The sequence below is a fragment of the Actinoplanes sp. NPDC051411 genome (assembly GCF_040682075.1).
Lineage (GTDB): Bacteria > Actinomycetota > Actinomycetes > Mycobacteriales > Micromonosporaceae > Actinoplanes.
The window spans coordinates 1-15,161 of the sequence record NZ_JBFBAD010000049.1 but is presented as its reverse complement, the minus strand read 5'-3'; the positions used below and the strand labels follow the sequence as shown (position 1 = coordinate 15,161).

General features: G+C 72.0%; 13 protein-coding genes. 9 read left to right on the top strand and 4 right to left on the bottom strand.

From position 1 onward, the window contains the following. Positions 1–103 precede the first annotated feature (103 nt). Complete coding sequence (locus AB0M88_RS25855) at positions 104–1,123, top strand: LacI family DNA-binding transcriptional regulator (protein ID WP_364106468.1); 1,020 nt, start codon at positions 104–106, stop codon at positions 1,121–1,123. Between the two features lie 88 nt (positions 1,124–1,211). Then, positions 1,212–2,720, top strand: coding sequence for a SpoIIE family protein phosphatase (locus tag AB0M88_RS25850; RefSeq protein ID WP_364106466.1), 1,509 nt, complete (start codon positions 1,212–1,214; stop codon positions 2,718–2,720). On the opposite strand, the gene AB0M88_RS25845 is transcribed toward AB0M88_RS25850, so the two are convergent. Together AB0M88_RS25845 and AB0M88_RS25840 are read right to left on the bottom strand one after the other, a co-directional pair. Then, entirely contained in the window at positions 2,717–3,106 is a 390-nt protein-coding gene (locus AB0M88_RS25845; protein ID WP_364106464.1) for an ATP-binding protein, read from the bottom strand. The two genes, AB0M88_RS25850 and AB0M88_RS25845, sit on opposite strands and share 4 nt — an antisense overlap. Positions 3,107–3,110: 4 nt before the next feature. Next, positions 3,111–3,527, bottom strand: coding sequence for an STAS domain-containing protein (locus AB0M88_RS25840; protein WP_364106462.1), 417 nt, complete (start codon positions 3,525–3,527; stop codon positions 3,111–3,113). A 201-nt stretch (positions 3,528–3,728) separates the two neighbouring features. Between AB0M88_RS25840 and AB0M88_RS25835 the strand changes: the two genes are divergently transcribed. The 3 genes from AB0M88_RS25835 (at position 3,729) to AB0M88_RS25825 (ending at position 8,351) form a co-directional block, all read left to right on the top strand. Continuing rightward, the gene (locus tag AB0M88_RS25835; protein WP_364106460.1) at positions 3,729–4,433 is read left to right on the top strand and encodes a LamG domain-containing protein; all 705 of its coding nucleotides are present in this window, start codon (positions 3,729–3,731) and stop codon (positions 4,431–4,433) included. A gap of 66 nt (positions 4,434–4,499) precedes the next feature. After that, positions 4,500–6,731, top strand: a complete 2,232-nt coding sequence (locus AB0M88_RS25830) for a protein kinase (RefSeq protein WP_364106458.1) — start codon at positions 4,500–4,502, stop codon at positions 6,729–6,731. A 609-nt stretch (positions 6,732–7,340) separates the two neighbouring features. Further along, positions 7,341–8,351: a LacI family DNA-binding transcriptional regulator gene (locus AB0M88_RS25825; RefSeq protein WP_364106456.1), complete on the top strand. Its 1,011-nt coding sequence runs from the start codon at positions 7,341–7,343 to the stop codon at positions 8,349–8,351. Between the two features lie 166 nt (positions 8,352–8,517). On the opposite strand, the gene AB0M88_RS25820 is transcribed toward AB0M88_RS25825, so the two are convergent. Both AB0M88_RS25820 and AB0M88_RS25815 read right to left on the bottom strand, forming a co-directional pair. Next, positions 8,518–9,735, bottom strand: coding sequence for an MFS transporter (locus AB0M88_RS25820; RefSeq protein ID WP_364106454.1), 1,218 nt, complete (start codon positions 9,733–9,735; stop codon positions 8,518–8,520). Beyond that, on the bottom strand, positions 9,732–10,208 hold the full coding sequence (locus AB0M88_RS25815) for a MarR family transcriptional regulator (protein ID WP_364106452.1): 477 nt from the start codon (positions 10,206–10,208) through the stop codon (positions 9,732–9,734). The genes AB0M88_RS25820 and AB0M88_RS25815 overlap by 4 nt, the downstream gene beginning before the upstream one ends. 94 nt (positions 10,209–10,302) lie before the next feature. Between AB0M88_RS25815 and AB0M88_RS25810 the strand changes: the two genes are divergently transcribed. The 4 genes from AB0M88_RS25810 (at position 10,303) to AB0M88_RS25795 (ending at position 14,442) form a co-directional block, all read left to right on the top strand. Then, entirely contained in the window at positions 10,303–11,904 is a 1,602-nt protein-coding gene (locus AB0M88_RS25810; RefSeq protein ID WP_364106450.1) for a cellulase family glycosylhydrolase, read from the top strand. Positions 11,905–12,028: 124 nt separating this feature from the next. Further along, positions 12,029–12,520 carry a helix-turn-helix domain-containing protein gene (locus AB0M88_RS25805; RefSeq protein WP_364106448.1) on the top strand — a complete coding sequence of 164 codons (492 nt, stop codon included), beginning with the start codon at positions 12,029–12,031 and terminating at the stop codon, positions 12,518–12,520. A gap of 68 nt (positions 12,521–12,588) precedes the next feature. After that, complete coding sequence (locus AB0M88_RS25800) at positions 12,589–13,146, top strand: DUF4865 family protein (RefSeq protein WP_364106569.1); 558 nt, start codon at positions 12,589–12,591, stop codon at positions 13,144–13,146. Positions 13,147–13,248: 102 nt separating this feature from the next. Beyond that, on the top strand, positions 13,249–14,442 hold the full coding sequence (locus AB0M88_RS25795; RefSeq protein WP_364106446.1) for a hypothetical protein: 1,194 nt from the start codon (positions 13,249–13,251) through the stop codon (positions 14,440–14,442). The last annotated feature ends 719 nt before the right edge of the window (positions 14,443–15,161 follow it).

The window sequence follows — 15,161 nt, the reverse complement described above, 5'->3', positions numbered from 1 at the left end:
GGGGAAATTAACAATCGACATATCTTGATGGCAATCGTTTGCCAAAGTTTGCCAATGATGGTTGGCTGCCCAGACATGAACGGCCAGACATGAGGGGCCAGACATGAAGCGGCCCGACACCAGTGCCCGGCGGCCGGTCACCATCACCGACATCGCGAAGGCGACCGGGGTCGCCCCGTCGACGGTGTCGCGCGCGCTGAACAAGCCGGGCCGGGTCAGCGCCGCCACCCGGGAGCGCATCGAGGCGGCCGCCCGCGAGCTCGACTACGTGCCCAACTCGCAGGCGCGGGCACTCAGCTCGGGACGAACGGGCACGATCGCCGTGCTGGTCTCCGACGTGACGAACCCGTTCTACTTCGGACTGATCCGGGGCACCCAGCAGCAGCTGAAGGCGGCCGGCTATGCGCAGCTGCTCATCGACACCGAGGACTCGGGCGAACACGAGGCCGAGATGCTGCGCAAGATGCGCCGCTGGATGGACGGGGCGATCCTCACCGCGTCCCGGCTGCCCGAGCGGGCGCTGGCCGGGCTGGCGGCCGAGATCCCGCTGGTCACGGTCAACCGCAACGTGCGCGGCGTACCCAGCGTCGTGATCGACACCCCGGCCGGGATGGGCCTCGCGGCCGAGCATCTGGTGTCGCTCGGCCACCGCGACATCGCGTACGCGTACGGGCCCGAGAACTCGTGGTCGAACCGGGCCCGCTGGCAGGCGCTGAAGGCGGCCGGGCAGCGCTACGGGCGCACGTTCGAACGGGTCGGGCCGTTCCCGCGGGGCCGCATGTTCGGCTCGGCGGCCGCCGACGCGCTGCTCAACACCAGGGCGACGGCCTACATCGCGTTCAACGACCTGCTCGCCATCGGCATCCTGACCCGGCTGCGCGAGCGGGGCGTCCGCGTCCCGCAGGACGTGAGCGTCGTCGGCTGCGACGACATCTTCGGCGCCGACTTCTGCAACCCGCCGCTGACGACGCTGACCGCGCCGATCGAGCAGGCCGGCCGGGTCGCCGTCTCGCTTCTGCTGTCCCACCTGGATGCCTCGACGGCCGAGCCCCAGCGGCGCGCGGTCGTGCTGCCGACCCACCTGACGATCCGCGAGTCGACCGGGCCGGTGCCTCAGCGGTAGGCGCGCTCCCGCAGCCGAAACAGCGATCCTGGTCATCCGCGCGGTGGAAGGCGACCGCGTCGACGAGTTGCGCCACTAGGCTGGGCGGGTGGCAGACGAGGCCGTGCAGGCCGTGGTGCGCCAGATCCTCGCCGTCGTGCCGGCGGGCTGCTCCTGGCTGCTGCCGGAGACCGCCGAGGACGGTTCGGTCACCGACTTCCAGATCGCCGCGACCGGCGGCGAGACACACGACATCTACGGCCGCGGCATGTCCCGGCTCGGCGCCCGGCTCAGCCAGCTCTATCCGAGCATCGTCGGCGGCCACCTCTGGCAGATCTACCTCGACGTGCTGCGCACCGGCGAGCCGGACGAGATGGGCGAGTTCCGATACGAGGAGAAGCGCTCCGGCATCGTCGCCCACTCGCTGTTCGCCGTCAGCGTGCACCGGGTGCTGGGCGGGCTCCTCGTGTGGTGGCAGCGCCTCGACGAGGACCGCCGCCGCTGGGAGATCACCGAGCTGCTGGGCAGCCTCGGCTGGGCCGAGCACGACCTGACCACCGGGGCCAGCCAGTGGTCACCCGGCATGTACCGGATCTTCGAGCATGACCCCGCGCTCGGTCCCATGTCCCGGGCCGAACAGGCGGCGGCGCTGCTCCCCGCCGACCGCGGGCTGAGCGAGGCGGCCTGGCAGACCATGGACAGCGGGTCGGCCTCCGACGTCACGGTGCGATTCCGGACCGGGCCGGTCGTCAAGCACCTCCGGATCCTGTCCGATGTGGTCAGCGACGCGAGCGGGACACCACTGAAGATCAATGCGGTGGTGCAGGACGTCACCGCCCGGGAAAACTCCCGCTCGGCGATCCAACGGCTCAGCGACCGCCTGCACACGCGGGAGATGACCGCCCTGGCCGAGCACCGGCTGGCCGGGCAGCTGCAAAACCTCATCCAGCCGGTCCCGGCCGCACCCTTCCCGCTGCCCGGGCTGGAGGTCATGGCGGGTTACCTGCCGGCCGAGAGCGCCGCCCGGGTGGGCGGCGACTGGTACCACGCGCAGGAACTGCCGGGCGGGCGCGCCATCCTCGCGGTGGGCGACGTGGCCGGCCACGGGATGGGCGCGGCCAGTGGCATGGCGCACCTGCGGTTCGCCCTGCTCGCCTGGTTGTCGATCGGCATCGACGGGCCGTCCGAACTGCTGGCCCATCTCAACCGGCTCTGCCTGCAGCTGCGGATCACGGGCACCGCGGTGGTCGCCGTCTTCGATCCGGCGAGCGGCGAACTGGGCTGGGCCCGCGCCGGGCACGCGCCGCCGCTGATCGCGCGGGGCGGCGCCACGGTCCCGCTCGACCTGCCGGCCGGGCTGCTGCTCGGGGCCGAGGAGGACACCACCTATCCCGTACGCACGTCCCGGCTCACCGGCGACGACCTGGTACTTCTCTACACCGACGGGCTGGTCGAACGGCGTACGCCCGGTGACCCGCCGCTGCTGACCGAGGTGACCGGCCTGGTCGAGGCGGCCTCGGCCGAAGTGGACGACCAGACCGTGGCCCGGCTCGCGTCCCGGCTCAACCGCCCGAGCCCGGACGACGACACCTGCACCCTGACCGTGCGAGTGGTCTAAGTGCTGAGCAGGAAGGTCAGACGTACCCGGGTGCTGCCGTTGACCGACTCGATGCCGATCTCGTCGCAGACGCGCTCGACGATCGCGAGGCCGCGACCGCGTACCTCCTGGGCGGCCGGCATCGCCCGGCCGAGCCGGCGAATCGGGCCCTGGTCGATGACGTCGCACAGCAGGCGGCCCGGCTCGACCCGCAGGCGCACCCGCCCACCGCCGGCCGTGTGCTGCAGGGTGTTGGTGGCCAGCTCGCTGACCGCCAGCGTGAGCAGCTCGGCCCGGAAATCGGGCAGGCCGAGATCGCCCGCGCTGGCCCGCACGAACGCGCGCACCCCGGCCAGATCGGCCGGGCGGTCATAGCTCATCTCGTAGTACCGCAGGTCGCCGGTCACGCGCTCACCCGCGGCCGTTGCTCGCGGGCGGGCTGACTCCCGGCCCAGGCTTCGGGGGCGGGCTGCTTCCCGGGCCGGGCTTCGGGGGCGGGCTGCTTCCCGGGCCGGGCTTCGGGGGCGGGCTGAGCAGGGCGCCGACGCCGGTCAGGTCGAGGACCGTCGCCACGGCACCGGTCGGATTCACCACGAACAGCCGCCGCCCCGACTCCTTGGCCGCGCGATGGGCGGTGATCAGCCCGTGCACGCCGCTGGAATCGAGGAAGTCGAGACCGCCCAGGTCGACGACCACGACCGGGCTGCGGTGGACGGCGGCCAGCAGGGCGGCAGTCAGTTCCTCGCGCACTTCGAGATCGCACTCGCCGGCCAGCGCCACGCGGACCCGGCCGACCTCGTCGGAGGTCGTCGCCTCGAAGCGCGCCATGCCCGCAGTCCCTTCGCCCGGACTCCTGACGCCGGGGGTCGCAGCCATCATGTCATCCGGCCGTCCGTGGTCAACCGGTTGTCAAGCGTGCGGGGAACCCAGCCCGCCTCGGATCGGTTACTTTGCCCATATTCGACCATCAACGGCACTTAAGATTACCCTCGTCGTATTCGGTATGTATGTCGCCATCGGGGATAAATCATGAAGATCCGACGTTTGATCGTCACGCTGGCGGCGTCGACGGTGGTTCTGGCCTGCACCTCAGGAATCGCCAAAGCGGCAGCCGACTACCCCGTGGCGATCTGGGCCATGGACGAATCGGCCGGCTCCCGCACCATGCACGACGGCTCCGGCCACGGGCTCAACGGCCAGATCGGCAACGAGGTCGGCGTCGGCTCCCGCTACCAGGGGGCACTCGGCTTCCGGTTCGGGCGCCTCGAACCGGACACCCCGCCGACCCACCCCCACCACGTGGTCGTCGTGCCCAACAGCAGCCTGCTCGACCCGGGCAGCGGCGACTTCGCGGTCACCATGCGACTGCGCACGATCTACCAGTTCGGCAACATCATCCAGAAGGGCCAGGCCACGGTGCCCGGCGGCAGCTGGAAACTGCAGATCCCCAACGGGCACGTGCAGTGCTGGTTCCGCGGTTCCGGCGGCCAGGTGCTGGTCACGGCCCCGCAAAAGATCAACGACGGCCGGTGGCACGTCATCCGGTGCGAACGGACCGACGACGGCGTGAGCCTGGCGATCGACGGGCGTACGGCGGCCGGAAAGTACGGGCCGACCGGGCGCATCGCCAACAACTGGCCGCTGTCGATCGGCGGCAAAATCGAGTGCGACCAGCGGGCGGTCGGCTGCGACTACTTCGCCGGAGACCTCGATTACGTAGCGATCGAACGATAAGTTCGGTCCGTCGTAAAGCTTCACCGGACGGTTGACACCGGGACCCGGCTGGGCGAATGTTCCCCAATGAGCTCTGACTGGCCGGTCGCGAGCGCGTTGATGGCGGGCCGCTATCGCCTGGTCTCGCTGTTGGAAACCGGAGGCATGGCCGAAATCTGGCGGGCCGAGGACGAGCTGCTCGACCGGCCGGTCGCGGTCAAACTCCCCACCGGGCCCCAGGTCGTCTGGCGCGAGGCCCGCATGGCGGCCCGGCTGTCCCACCCCGGCATCGCCGCCGTCCACGACTATCGCGAGGCGATCCGCCCCGACGGCACAGTGGTGCCCTTCGTGGTCATGGAACTACTGACCGGCGAGTCGGTGGCGGCCCGGGTCGACCGCGAGCTGATCGGCTGGGCCGAGGCGGCCCGCATCGGGGCGGCGGTGGCCGACGCACTCGCGGCGGCCCACGCCAGCGGAGTGGTCCACCGCGACATCAAGCCGGGCAACGTCATGCTCACCCCGAACGGGGTCAAGATTCTCGACTTCGGCATCAGCGTGGCGGCGGGCGAACCCGACGACGACGACACCGGGGCGACCTTCGGCACCCCGGCCTACGTGGCACCCGAGCGGCTGGACGGCATGCCGGCCGAGCCGGTCACCGACGTGTACGGGGTCGGCGTGCTGCTGTTCGAGATGGTGACCGGCGATCCGCCGTACCCGGTGGAGACGTGGGAGGAACTGGCGGCGGCCCGGGCGAGCGGGCCGTCCGAGCTGCCGGAGTCGCTGCCGGCCGACTTCCGGGACGTCATCAACCGGTGCCTCGACCCCGACCCGGCCGGGCGGCCGACCGCGGCGCGGCTGCGGGCCGATCTGCTGGCGGTGGCGCTGCGGTCACGGCCGCCCGCCCCGGAGGCCGGCGCGGCGGTCCCATCGGCCCAAGCGGGCGACGAACTGGCGGCCGGCGCAGCAGCTCCAGCAGCGCAAGCGGGCAACGGGCCGGAAGCTAGCGGGGTAGCTCAAGCGGGCGACGGACCGACGGCGGTCAGGGCGGCTCAACCTGCCGTGCGCGGGGCCGCCGGGGCTCAGCCCGCCCCGACCGGCGACGAACACGAGGCCGGTGGGGCCGCTCGGGCGGGATCGATGGGCGAACGGCAGGAGGCGGACGGCGCTCCTGCTCCGCGGGTCGGCGCCAGCGGAGCGATCGGCAACCTGGTGCGCGCGGCCGGCGTTTCGGCCGACCGATGGGGTGCAGCCGGCGGTATAGCGGACGCGCGGGGCGGTCCGGCGCGCCAGTTCGGAGCGGTCGGCGGACAGGACGAATCCGCGGCCCACCCGGGAGCGGCCGGCCGGCGGAGCGAATCAGCGGACCAGATCCGGGCCGGCGGTCAGGGCGAACCCTGGGCTCAGCCGGAAACCGGCGGATCAGCGGGCGACACCGAAGCGGGCGGGGCACGCCGGGCCGGCGATGAGCGGAGTGGGGCACCGAGTTCGGCGCGCGGGGCACGCCGGGCCGGCGATGAGCGGAGTGGAGCACCGAGTTCGGCGGGCGTCGGTGCCGCATCGAGGGCGGAGTCCGGCCGGGCCGGATCGGGGCGGAACACGCCCGCCGACGACCGGTTCGCCGGTGCCGTGCCGGCTGGATCGTCCAACGGGGGCGCGCCCTACGGCCGGCCCGGGAGTCGGTCGCCGGGCGGATCTTCGCGGTCGGCCTTCGCCTATACCGATGGGGACCAGGCCCGGGACTGGCGGCCGGACGGCCAGGAAGCTGGCGCCGGGTCGCGGAACTTCGCTACCGGACGCGCCTCGGCGGCCACGCTCGACATGGTCGAGTCTCCCCGGCGGCGGACCGTCTTCGGGATCGTCGCCGCGGTCGTGCTGGCGGCGCTGGCCGGGGGCTTCGCCGTCCTTACCTGGACTCACCGGGACAGCGACCGCGATGTCGCGGTGCCGCCCGCGGCGACGGCTCCGGTGGTGCCTACCGTGACTGCCACCGCCCCGACTCCGGCCGCGACCAGCGCGGCGCCGACGTCGACCGGGCCGTCCCCGAAAGCCAGCCTGACCTTCGCCGATGCGGTCAGCCGGATGCGGGACGCGGTCAAGGGCGGCGAGGCGTCCGGGCAGATCCGGCAGGACGTGGCGCAGGACCTGCTCAATCTGCTCGGGCCGCTCTCCAACGCCCAGGGTTCCGATCTGACCGGCCAGGTCCAGGCGTTGCGGCAGAAGATTCAGACCCGGGTCGGTGAGGACGGCGTGACTCAGGCCGGGGCCGCGGTTCTCCAGTCGCGGCTCGAAGACCTCGACCGCGCGGCGGGCACGTAGGCCGGCCGTCCGACCGCATCAGTCAACGGGCGCGGGACCGGCAAGGCCACGGAAACGGCCCGACCAGAAGAGCGGGCATGGCCACGGCCGCGGCCGGGAACGGCCGGGAACGGCCGCGGCGAACGGGCACGGGAGGAGACCCGGAACGGACGCCGTCGCCACCCGCGACGGACAGCCCCCGACTTCCCCTTTCGGAAACCGGCTCGAAAACGTCGCCGGACTGCCACCGGCGACCTGCCACCGGACGCCGCGGCTCACCCGCCGACCGGGCGAGTTCGGCCGGGAACGGCGACCGGCGGGTGCGGTCCGCGCACCTGGCCGGCGGCCGGGGACGGCCTGTTGTTGCAGGCGGGTGGCCGCGGCAGCCGCCGGAGGCGGAGTACCGGCAGTGTGCTTCTGTGGGAGCCGAAAAGGCGTACTCGGCAAAGGCCGGCCGACCGCCCGAATGACCCTCTTTTATATCGGGTCAGTGGGGCATGGGCGCAAAGTGATCATGCTTTGGGCGGCGTGATGCAGGTACTTTGTGTCGAGCGCGGGCCGTGCGGGCCGCGCATGACAGGTACTTTGTGTCGGGCGCGACCTCCGATCGCGCAGAGGAGGTGCGACGCCATGACGACGGAGCGAAACCGGGCCAGCGGGCGACCGACGCTGGAAGAGGTGGCCCTGCGGGCCGGCGTCGGGCGCGGCACGGTCTCCCGGGTGGTGAACGGATCGGCGCAGGTCAGCCCCCGGGCGAAGCAGGCGGTCGAGGACGCCATCGCCGAGCTCGGTTATGTGCCCAACCGGGCCGCTCGCGCCCTGGTCACGCAGCGGACCGACTCGATCGCGCTGGTCATTTTCGAGTCGGGTGAGCGGTTCTTCGCCGAGCCGTTCTTCGGGCGCATCGTGCAGGCGGTGTCGTCGGTGCTGGTGGCTCGCAACCTGCAGATGGTCCTGATGATCGGGCAGTCGCCGGAGGAGCGCCGCACGCTCGAGGGCTACCTGACCCGCCAGCATGTCGACGGCGCACTGCTGCTGTCGGTGCACGGCGACGACCCGCTGCCGTCGCTGCTCGAGGAGCGCGGGGTCGCCACGGTGCGGGTCGGGCGGCCGACCTACGCCGAGCGGGGCACGTTCGTCGACGCCGACAACCGGGGTGGGGCACGCGAGGCGGTCGCCTACCTGCAACGACAGGGCCGGCGCCGGATCGCGGCGATCACCGGGCCCCTCGACATGGCGGCCGGCATCGCCCGGCTCGACGGTTATCGCGACGTCGTCGGCGACGGCCCGGTCGCGTTCGGCGACTTCAGCGAGGAGAGCGGCGCCGCCGCGATGCAGCGGCTGCTCGAGTTCCACCCCGACGTCGACGCGGTCTTCGCGGCCTCCGACATGATGGCGGTCGGCGCCCTGCGGGTGCTGCGCCAGCACGGCCGCCGCGTCCCCGACGACGTCTCGCTGATCGGCTTCGACGACTCGGTCATCGCCCGCCACACCGACCCGCCCCTGACCAGCGTCGACCAGCCGATCGCCGAGATGGGCCGCGAGGTCGTACGCCTCCTGCTGGCCAAACTCGACGGCGACGAGACCGGCGACAACGAGGTCATCCTCAGCACCCGCCTGGTCGTCCGCGGCTCGGCCTGAACCCCCGGGCTTCGCTTGCGCTGAGCGATGGGTTTCGCTCGGCTGAAGTACGCCTCGTGCCTCCTCCCAAACGCACCGAGGGCCGAACCCCGCCTGCGGCGGCTGGCGCGGCCGGCCCGATCGCGACTCCAGGCCGTCCCCGGCCGCCGGCCGGAGACTGGCGCGCTCACTGGTCGACGGCGAATTTGCGCAGCGCCGGTGTCGTGACGGCGATCAGGGCGGTTGCGGCCACGCTCGTCAGACCGCCGATGGCCAGCGCCGCTCCCCCGGACGTGGCCGCGGCGACCAGTCCCGCGCGCAGGTTGCCCAACTGGGGGCCGGCCGCTCCGGCGACGAACTCCAACGAGGACACCCGGCCCCGGTAGGCGTCGGGGGTGACGGTCTGGACGACCGTGCCGCGGGAGACCACGGCCCAGGTGTCGGCCGCTCCCGCGCAGGCCAGCAGGGCCAGCACCGCGGGCAGGTGGGTCACTGTGCCGGCCCATCCCAGCGATACTGCCCAGACCGAGCCGCAGGTCAGCAGGACGACTCCGGGGCGGCGACGGCGCGTGGCCAGGCCGGAGAGGACCGATGCGGTTACGCCGCCGACGGCCACGGCGGTGGTGAACAGGCCGAGGACCTCGGGGCGGCCGCCGAAGTGCTCGGTGTTGATGACCGGGAACAGGGCGAACGGCATCGCGAACACGGTGGCGGCGAGATCGGCCAGGAGGGCGCCGCGCACCTGTGGGGTGCGGGCCGCGTACGAGAGACCGGCCTTGACCGCGGCCAGGCCGGCCGGGCCCTTGCCGCCGGTGACGCCGGCCGGCAGGCCGGTCAGGCCGATCAGCCCGGCGGTGAAGGTGAGCGTGTCGAAGGCGAAGCACCAGGGTAGGCCGAACGCGGCGGTGAGGCCGCCGGCCGCGGCCGGGCCGAGCAGCATGGCGAGCTGGAACGAGGAGTGGTTGAGGGCGAGGCCGGCGGCCAGCCGTTCGCCGGCCAGCAGCGCCGGCATGAAGGTCTGGCGGGCCGGGTTGCCCAGCGCCGAGGCGCCTGAGGAGACGGCGACCAGCAGCAGCATGGCGGGAACGCCGCCCATGTCGGTGAACGCGACCGCGGTCATCACGGCCGAGACGAGCAGCTGGACCCAGGTGCAGGCGACCGCCAGACGGCGACGGTCGACGTGGTCGACGAAGGCGCTGCCGGCCAGCGCGAGGACGATCAGCGGAACGGCCACGGCGAGGCCGACCAGTCCGACCACGGCGGCGCTGTGGGTGCGCTGCCAGACGTAGTAGATCGTCGCGAACCCGCTGAACTGGCCGCCGAAACCGGACGCGGTCGTGCCCAGCCAGAGTCGCCGGTAGGTGCGGTTCTCCCGCAACGGGCGGAGGTCGACGAGCGCGTTCACGCCGGGAGGTTTCCGCGAAGGCGCTCGGCGAACGACCGGCGCTCGAGCAGGGCGGCCAGGTCGTCGGCGACGCGGCTCAGCGGGTACGGCAGTTCGGCGTCGAGCTGGCGCACGGTCAGCTCGGTGGCCCGCCACTCGGCCTCGAGAAACGGGATCAGCTCGCGGGAACGTGCGGTCAGCTGGACGGGACGGGTGCGGGCGTCGTCGCCCGGAGCGGCCGCGGCGGTCTCGACCAGGCCGGCCGTGCGCATGGCGGCCACGGTCTGGCTCATCGCCGAATGCGAGACGTCCCAGCGGTCGGCGAGTTGGCGGATCGTCATCGGGCCGAGCCGGTTGATGCTGATCAGCGGGCCGACGAAGCGGGTGCGCACGCCCTCGATGCCGGCCTCGGTGTAGAGGCCGGCGATGTCCTGGTCGATCGCGCCGAGCACGGCGTGGATGTTGTGCCAGTAGCTGCTGTCGAGCAGGTCCATGCCGCCAATGTAACAGCACTTATACATCGACGGTGATGCCTTGTGATGGGAGCGCTCCCATGTCACGATGAGCTTCCGTCCCCGAAGGAGTCCTATGTCCCGCAGACGTCTGTCCGCCCTGATCGGCGGGCTAGCCGCGGTCGCCACCGCCGCGGCCCTCATTACCGGCATACCGGGCACCGCTTCCGCCGCCACCGGCGGAACCGGCACCGGCTACCTGCACACCAACGGCAACAAGATCGTCGACAGCACCGGCGCGACGGTCCGGCTGACCGGCCTCAACTGGTTCGGCATGGAGACCGACAACAAGACCTTCCACGGCCTCTGGGCGAGCAACCCGTGGCGCAACATGATCGACCAGATGGCCTCGCTCGGCTACAACACGGTGCGGATCCCGTTCTCGGACGACGCGCTCAAGTCGAACGCGATCGCCACCAGCATCAACACCAACACCAATCCCGATCTGGTCGGCCTCTCGCCGTTGCAGATCCTCGACCAGGTCATCAACTACATGGGCAGCAAGGGCATGCGGGTCATCCTCGACCGGCACCGCCCGACGACCGCCCAGCAGACCGCGCTCTGGTACACGCCGGCGGTCCCGGAGAGCACCTGGATCGCGGACTGGCAGATGCTCGCCCGGCGCTACGCGGGCAACACCACGGTGATCGGCGCCGACCTGCACAACGAGCCGCACGCCGAGGGCACCAAGCCCAACTCGACCGGAGCCTGCTGGGGCTGCGGCGACCAGGCCCGCGACTGGCGGCTGGCCGCCGAGCGGGCCGGCAACGCGATCCTCTCGGTGCAGCCGAACTGGCTGATCTTCGTCGAGGGCGTCAGCTGCCCGAGCGGCGGCGAGAACAACGTGTGGGACAACGACACCAGCAACGACGAGAACTGCGGCTGGTGGGGCGGCAACCTGTCGAAGGCGGGCGCGCAGCCGGTCGAACTGTCGGTGGCCAACCGGGTCGTCTACTCCCCGCACGAGTACGCGACTTCGGTGTACCACCAGACCTGGTTCGACGACCCGTCCTACCCGGCGAACATGCCGGCGATCTGGGACAACTACTGGGGCTACCTCTACAAGCAGAACATCGCCCCGATCATGGTCGGTGAGTTCGGGACCACGCTGCAGAGCGACATCGACAAGGTGTGGCTGCAGAACCTGATGGCGTACATGGGCTCGGGCGTCAACGGGATGTCGTTCACGTACTGGTCGTGGAACCCGGACTCGGGCGACACCGGCGGCATCGTGGGCGACGACTGGACCACGGTCAACCAGGCCAAGCAGTCGATCCTCCAGCCGTACCTGATCGCGCCGGTGCCGAACGGCGGCGGCTCGACCACGCCCCCGCCCGGCGGCGGAGGCACCACGCCGCCGCCCGCCACCGGCGGCTGCACGGTGACCTACCAGCAGGACAACGCCTGGCAGGGCGGATTCCAGGGCTCGGTGACGGTCAAGAACACCGGCAGCGCGGCGGTCAACCCGTGGCAGGTGACCTGGACCTGGCCGTCCGGAGTGACGCTGGGCAGCGGCTGGAACGCGACCGTGGCCCAGAGCGGGACGACGGTGACCGCGGCCGGGCCGTCCTACGCGTCCTCGTTGGCCGCCGGCGCGTCGGTGACGATCGGCTTCACCGCGAACGGGACGGCGAGCACGCCCGCCTCGGTGAAGCTCGGCTCGGCCGCCTGCTCGTAACGGACCGCGGCGGGCCCGCCTCTCCTCGGCAACACGGGCCCGCCGCCTTTCTCCCGCGGGGAGGGACGCGCGACGGACGCGCCCCTCCCCGCGGTTGTACCTACTGGTATGTACACTCCGGGCCGTGGACGCTCGCGAACGTCTGGTGGCCAGCACCCAGGAACTGCTGTGGGAGCGGGGCTACACGGCGACGAGCCCGCGCGCGATCCAGGATCGGGCCGGCGCCGGCCAGGGCAGCATGTACCACCACTTCGCAAGTAAGGCCGACCTCGCGCGGGCCGCCCTCCAGCGCACCGCCGAGGTCGAGCGGGCCCGGGCCGAGGAACTGCTCAGCGGTCCCGGCACGGCACTCGAGCGCCTGGTGGCGTACCTCCGCCGGGAGCGCGACGCGCTCCGCGGATGCCCGGTCGGCCGGCACGCCGCCGACCCGGACGTGATCGCCGACGCGGCCCTGCGCGCCCCGCTCGACGAGACCTTCACCTGGCTGCGCGGCCGGCTGGCCGAACTCGTCGCGGCCGCCTTCGGCGATCGGGTCGACGCGGCCGCCCTCGCCGCCACGATCGTCGCCACCGTGCAGGGCGGCTACGTGCTCGCCCGCTCGGCCGGCGACCCCTAGCCCTTCGCCGACGCCACCGAAGGGCTGGCCGAACTGCTCGAATCACTGGGGGATCAACCGTGCACGTGATGCAGTACGAGATCGGCCTGCCGCTCGACTACGACATGGGGATCATCGAGAAGCGGGTGGCCGCCAAGGGCTCGTTCACCGACGACTTCCCGCACCTCGGGCTCAAGGCGTACGCGGTGCGCCGGGCCGGGCGATACGGCTCGACGGTCAACGCCTACGCGCCGTTCTATCTGTGGCGCGACCCGGCCGGGATGAACAAGTTCCTCTACGGCCCGTTCCGGTCGATCACCACCGACTTCGGGCGCCCGCCGGTGCGCCACTGGGTCGGTGCCGCCTTCCACACCGGGCCGGATTTCGGCTCCACCCCCGTCTTCGCGACGCGGGCCGTCACGCGGCTGGCCCCCGACGTCGAGCCCGCCCCCGACCTGTCGGCGACCTCCGGCATCCACTGTGAAGCCATCGCCGTCGACCCCGCCACCTGGGAGGTCGTGCGCTTCACGCTCTGGGCGACGCGGCCGTCTGGGCTGCCACAGAACGCGACCGCCTTCGACATCCTGCACGCCTCGACACCGCTGCTGAAGGACCTTCCGACCGGCCGGTTGTGGTCCGAGCCTTAAGAATTCCTTAGAACCTGATCCTCTCGTGGGAGCGCTCCCGTAAGCCCGGGTGAGAGCGCGGAACGACCGAGCGCTCGCGGTCCCCCAGGAAGGCACAGGTCCATGTATCGAACCCGTTCCAACGCGTATCGGCGGCCGGGCCGGCTGGCCGGCCTCCGGAAGGGGCGACGCTGGCAGATCGCCGGCGTCGCGGCGGTCGCGGTGACCATCGTCGGCGTCGGCCTCGGCGTGGCGTCGGCCAGTGAGTCTACCGTCCCCACGATCGTCTGTCCCGGGGTCGCCGAAGCGTTGCCCGCCGTGCCGGCCCAGTCGCAGGCCGAGGTCGAACGCAACCTCGCGCTGCTCAACACCCAGATTGCCGAAGCCAACAACCGCCTGAAGACCTCGACCGGTCAGGGCGGCCCCAACTTCGTGCAGAACGCCATCCTCGGCCCGCTGAAAGACAAGCGAGTCTCCACGATCGACCGCATCGCGATCTCGATCGGCCGGCACGCCGCCAAACCCAGCCTCGACGAAAACGCGCTCGCCGGCTGCAACGTGAACACCGGCGGCGCCGCCTCGGCGAGCGAGCCCACGAGCGTACCGACCGCGGCGGCCGACGCGGCAGCGGCCGCCGCCGGGACGATCTCCTGTCCGAGCGTGGCCGACAAGCTCCCGGCCATCCCGGCCGCATCGCAGGCCGAAGTCGAACGCAACCTCACCCTCCTCAACACCCAGATCGCCGAGGCCGACAAGCGCCTGGCCGGCTCGGCCGGCCAGGGCGGCCCCAACTTCGTGCAGAACGCCATCCTCGGCCCACTGAAAGACAAGCGGGTCTCCACGATCGACCGCATCGCGATCTCGATCGGCCGGCACGCCGCCAAACCGAGCCTCGACGAGCAGGGCCTCGGCACCTGCACGGTCGGTGACAGCGGCACGGTCACCACCCCGGAACCGACCGCCGTGGCCACCGCCGGAAACCAGACCGGAAGCCACCAGACCGGGGGCAACCAAACCGCCGCCGCCCCGACCGTGAACTGCCCCGAGCTGACCGGCCTGCCGTCGATCCCGGCCCAGGCGCAGGCCGAGGTCCAGAAAAACCTCACCCTCCTGCAAACCCAGATCACCGAGGCGAACGCGCGCCTGGCCAGCACGGTCGGCCAGGGCGGCCCCAACTTCATCCAGAACGCCATCCTCGGCCCGCTGACGGACAAGCGGGTCTCCACCATCAACCGGATCGCCACGGCGATCGGCCGGAACGCATCCCGGCCGGACCTGAACGTCGAGGGCACGGCCCCCTGCACCCTCAACCAGTAGGTCCCGGTATCAGGCGGCGGCGCCCCCTCCAGCCCGGGGGGCGCCGCTGCTGTGCACCCGGCGGTCACAGTCCCGGCGGCCCCTGGTCGAAACCGCGCGGATTCATCTGAATGCCCAATGCAAGTTGCTGCATGTCCACGGCTTAAGTACTCCCCCGCGGCGGCACCGATTGGCTCGAGCCCGGGCCGGCCGCGGGGCCGCGCCGTCAGAGCATCTCCGGACGCCACGCTGTCGCCGCCGGGCCGAGGGACATTTTCCGCCCAGCGGCCGGATCCCGCGCCGACGCCGCTGATTGGATGGGCGGCTGTGGACGGGGGTCGGCGACACAGCGTCGCTAACCGCGCCCTCCGATCGCGGCGGGGAGATGTGGACGACGGCCCGAAAATGTCGCACCCCACCGCTTGAATCGTCCCCACCCAGTGCCGGGGTGGGGGCCGGAGGCGTGGATGGCAGAAGAGGTGGGCGGGCAACGTGGACGATTCAGAAAGGCGCCCAGGCAAGTAGACGACCGGCCACGCAGACCGGCCACGTCGACGGGCCGCACGCAGGGAAGACGGAGGCAAGGTCGCCCTGGCGCGCAGGCGGCCAAGAATCGAGCGCGCGCAGGCGGACAGGCGCGCGGGCGGGCAGGCACCCGGGCGGGCGGCCACGCGGCAAGCAGGCGGGCAGGCGAGCGGGCCGGCAGGCGAGCGGGCCGGCAGGCGAGCGGGCCGGCAGGC

What these genes read in the sequence shown, in the direction of transcription:
- AB0M88_RS25830 (WP_364106458.1), top strand. Translation starts at nt 4,500, where the DNA reads ATGAGCTCTGACTGGCCGGTCGCGAGCGCGTTGATGGCGGGCCGCTAT.
- AB0M88_RS25840 (WP_364106462.1), bottom strand. Translation starts at nt 3,527, where the DNA reads ATGGCGCGCTTCGAGGCGACGACCTCCGACGAGGTCGGCCGGGTCCGC.
- AB0M88_RS25825 (WP_364106456.1), top strand. Translation starts at nt 7,341, where the DNA reads ATGACGACGGAGCGAAACCGGGCCAGCGGGCGACCGACGCTGGAAGAG.
- AB0M88_RS25855 (WP_364106468.1), top strand. Translation starts at nt 104, where the DNA reads ATGAAGCGGCCCGACACCAGTGCCCGGCGGCCGGTCACCATCACCGAC.
- AB0M88_RS25795 (WP_364106446.1), top strand. Translation starts at nt 13,249, where the DNA reads ATGTATCGAACCCGTTCCAACGCGTATCGGCGGCCGGGCCGGCTGGCC.
- AB0M88_RS25835 (WP_364106460.1), top strand. Translation starts at nt 3,729, where the DNA reads ATGAAGATCCGACGTTTGATCGTCACGCTGGCGGCGTCGACGGTGGTT.
- AB0M88_RS25800 (WP_364106569.1), top strand. Translation starts at nt 12,589, where the DNA reads ATGCAGTACGAGATCGGCCTGCCGCTCGACTACGACATGGGGATCATC.
- AB0M88_RS25815 (WP_364106452.1), bottom strand. Translation starts at nt 10,208, where the DNA reads ATGGACCTGCTCGACAGCAGCTACTGGCACAACATCCACGCCGTGCTC.
- AB0M88_RS25810 (WP_364106450.1), top strand. Translation starts at nt 10,303, where the DNA reads ATGTCCCGCAGACGTCTGTCCGCCCTGATCGGCGGGCTAGCCGCGGTC.